Origin of the sequence: Citrobacter sp. wls615, assembly GCF_005281355.1 — a bacterium.
GTDB lineage: Bacteria > Pseudomonadota > Gammaproteobacteria > Enterobacterales > Enterobacteriaceae > Citrobacter > Citrobacter werkmanii.
In genome coordinates, this window is sequence record NZ_SZXM01000019.1 from 130,399 (window position 1) to 133,886 (window position 3,488).

At 43.6% G+C, this 3,488-nt stretch carries 4 protein-coding genes (1 of these 4 running past the window's edge); all 4 read left to right on the top strand.

The features are described 5' to 3' along the window. On the top strand, positions 1 to 3 hold the 3' portion of the coding sequence (locus FDX04_RS24285) for a hypothetical protein (RefSeq protein ID WP_212734316.1). Its footprint begins 879 nt before the window's first position; the window shows 3 of its 882 coding nt (coding positions 880-882); its start codon lies off the left edge, out of view; it ends in the stop codon at positions 1 to 3. A gap of 501 nt (positions 4 to 504) precedes the next feature. Then, complete coding sequence (locus FDX04_RS05965) at positions 505 to 846, top strand: minor coat protein (RefSeq protein ID WP_080330447.1); 342 nt, start codon at positions 505 to 507, stop codon at positions 844 to 846. Further along, positions 846 to 1,907: a zonular occludens toxin domain-containing protein gene (locus FDX04_RS05970; RefSeq protein ID WP_137370604.1), complete on the top strand. Its 1,062-nt coding sequence runs from the start codon at positions 846 to 848 to the stop codon at positions 1,905 to 1,907. The genes FDX04_RS05965 and FDX04_RS05970 overlap by 1 nt, the downstream gene beginning before the upstream one ends. Next, positions 1,888 to 3,177, top strand: coding sequence for a secretin N-terminal domain-containing protein (locus tag FDX04_RS05975; protein WP_080330449.1), 1,290 nt, complete (start codon positions 1,888 to 1,890; stop codon positions 3,175 to 3,177). The genes FDX04_RS05970 and FDX04_RS05975 overlap by 20 nt, the downstream gene beginning before the upstream one ends. Positions 3,178 to 3,488 lie beyond the last annotated feature (311 nt).

The following is a 3,488-nucleotide window of genomic DNA, read 5'->3' on the forward strand; positions in this document are numbered from 1 at the left end:
TGATGGTGGCGGAACCGGGAATAATGGCAACGGAACCGGTGATTTTGATTACGTCAAAATGGCAAATGCCAATAAAGATGCACTGACTGAATCATTTGACTTGTCAGCTTTACAGGCCGATACAGGGGCATCTCTTGATGGTTCTGTACAGGGAACGCTGGATTCTTTAAGCGGATTTTCCGACAGCATTGGTGGGCTTGTTGGCAACGGGTCAGCTATTTCTGGTGAGTTTGCAGGTTCATCATCTGCGATGAATGCAATTGGTGAGGGTGATAAATCTCCTCTGCTGGACTCATTTCTGAAAGACGGATTATTTCCGACCTTACCTGAATTTAAACAATGTACGCCATTTGTATTTGCTCCCGGCAAAGAGTACGAGTTTATTATTGAGTGCAAATACATTGATATGTTTAAAGGTATTTTTGCTTTCATATTATATTTCTGGACGTTCGTTACTGTTTACGATTCTTTTTCTGGAATATTACGTAAGGGAAGGGGGTAACTATGCCAGCTTTTCTTGGGCTTCCTGTTCTGGCAAGATTTATTGGATGGCTTGCAGGTGCTCTTATTGCATATGCTGCCAAGTTTTTTACATTGGGTATTGCCAGAATAGCACTTGCAATTTCGCTATTCCTTGGTCTCATTATCGGTCTGAATGGATTGTTAGTTTCCTATCTCTCAGATCTTACTTCTGTATTACCGCCTGAAATTGCCAGTGCAATTTCTTATGTTGTTCCTGCTAATGCAGCACCATGTTTGTATGCGATTTTTTCGCTTAAAGCAGCAGTTTTTATTTTTGACGTTAAAGACAGAATTATAGGATACCTTGACTGGAATAAATCATAATGGCTGTATATGTCGTAACGGGAAAGCTTGGTGCAGGTAAAACACTGGTCGCTGTCGGTAAAATCCAGGACAAAATTGTTTCTGGTTGCAGGGTGGCAACGAATCTCGACTTGAGCATTCATAAGTTACCGAGAGTGGGAATATTTGCAAAGTCACCGGATGTTATACGGATACCTGATAAACCCTCACTGGAGGATTTACTGGCAATCGGGAGAGGCAATAATTCCTATGATGAAAATAAAAATGGATTATTGGTTCTTGATGAATGTGGAACATGGTTTAACTCACGCTCATGGGCTGATAAAGAAAGACAGTCCGTAATTAATTGGTTTTTACATGCCAGAAAACTGGGCTGGGATATTATTTTTCTTATTCAGGATTTATCCATCATGGATAAACAAGCTCGTGTGGCACTGGCCGAGCATGTTGTTTATTGCAGACGCCTCGATAAAATCACAATCCCATTCATTGGCTCAATTTATAGTGTAATAACGGGTTCAAAACTTCCGCTGCCAAAAGTACATGTCGGAATTGTTAAATATGGTGACTCTCCTCAGTCAATGACTGTAGAACGCTGGACTTATACGGGGCGAGATCTGTATGCCGCTTATGATACCAAACAGGCATTTTCAGACGCTTATGAGCATTCATCATTCTCATACCTGACACCATATCTTTCACATGGCAGGTATGCCGTAAAGAGGGACGCTACATTTTATATGAGACTTTCCAGAATCTATTTAAAGAAATATTCAAGAGTATTGTGCCTGTTTTGTGGTTTTGTATCAGCATTCGCATACCTCAGTCTGTCCAGACCGGAAGCGACAACTCAGATAAAACCAGCATCGCCGCAGATTATCACATCCCGTTATAAACCATCAGATTTGAAAATAACAACATCGTATCGAATGGGAAATACGGTTGGTTTTGAGTTTATGGATGCTAAGAAGCAAAAAATCGCATCTGACGATCTAATTAAAGACGGTTTCCGCATGGTCTATATAGCACCTTGCGCGGTAGAGCTTATTAAGGATGGGAAACATGAAAAAGTTACTTGCTAGTTTGCTTTGTGCATTGTCATTTCAGAGCTTTGCTATCCCTGTCGAACTGAATAACGCGCCAGTCAGGGAGTTTGTTTCATGGTATTCAAAAACAACCGGAAAGCCTGTGATTATTTCACCGGACGTAAAAGGGGAAATTACAGTTTACTCAGCGGATGTCACCAAGGATGAACTGTCTCAGTTTTTTACGTCGGTTCTCCGGGCGAACGGTTTTGACCTCAGTCCGGGTAATCCTGCTGTGGTTCAAAAGTTTAACCGTGATACGTATGAATATTCCGATTCATTCTCAGAGCCGGTTCCGGCATCCTCTTATGAGGGGGATGTTCCTCCTCCAACTGGAGACTTTTTCACTAAATCTGAGATGCGCGCCAATTTGATTACTCAGACGTATCCGGTCAATAACGTCAGAGCAAAGGATCTCGCACCAGTTATTGATATATTCCTGAAGGGGGAAAATATTGCAGGTACTAAAGTTTATCCTTTTGATGGGGCGAATATTCTTGCTGTAACGGCATCAGCATCACAACATAAAGAACTTGCAGCATTTTTTCCCTCTGTTGATGTGCCAAGAACGCAGGTTCTTGTTGAATCAGTCATTTTTGAAACAACGGCTTCCGATGGTTTTGATTTCTCCTTTGCAGCGGGAGATCCTTCCGGCAGTCCGGTGGCGGGAGGAATCAATACTGATCGCCTCACGTCTGTTTTATCCAGCACTGGCGGCTCCTTTGGTATTTTTAACGGCAACATTCTGGGGCTTAGCCTGAAAGCGCTTGAAACATCGAGCAAATCAACGCTTTTATCAATGCCGCGCATCCTGACTATGTCAGGCCAGCCAGGAACATTTACGGCAGGGCAAAATGTTCCATTTGTTACGGGACGGGTCACGGGAGAAGCTGCAAATGTTAATAATCCATTTCAGACGATCGAGCGTCATGATGTGGGGATCTCATTGAAGGTTGTTCCGGTCGTGACACCCGGAGGATTGTTAATCATGGATGTTTCAACAAATGCGGACAGTATTTCTGATTCGCAAACGGCTTCCGACATCATCACAAATACACGCTCAATTTCGACAACCGTTCAGCTAAAATCCGGCCAGACAGTTCTGCTCGGCGGGATGGTGGATAACAGGGAAAGCGACAGTGATTCATCTGTACCGTGGGTATCGAAAATTCCCTTAATTGGTGCGCTCTTCACGTCCAAAAGCTCAAATGCAAACAAGCGCACGCTGTACATTCTCATTCGCGCCCGCGTCGTTAACCTGCTTTAATCCCGGATCACCGGCGTTCTCCCTGCGCAGCGGGGGGAACGTTGGTGAGAAGGGCGCTCAGACAGGAAAGTCCCCCCGTGCATATCAGGTGGAACAAATCGCCGCTTATCTCTTATTTAATTATCGGCAGGCGGAACAAATCACCGTGCAACATTCCTGACTCAAAGGTGGGGAGCTATGCCGTTAAGGCATGGCAATAAATTAGTAACCTAATAACCAATTGATAATATTATGTTTTTACAACCTTTTAAACTTGAAAGGTGGGGTGTTATGCCGTGGAACATAAGGAGAGGCAAAAATCAGGGGGGGGG

Coding starts and splice junctions, on each gene's coding strand:
- FDX04_RS05965 (WP_080330447.1), top strand. CDS start 505: ATGCCAGCTTTTCTTGGGCTTCCTGTTCTGGCAAGATTTATTGGATGG.
- FDX04_RS05970 (WP_137370604.1), top strand. CDS start 846: ATGGCTGTATATGTCGTAACGGGAAAGCTTGGTGCAGGTAAAACACTG.
- FDX04_RS05975 (WP_080330449.1), top strand. CDS start 1,888: ATGAAAAAGTTACTTGCTAGTTTGCTTTGTGCATTGTCATTTCAGAGC.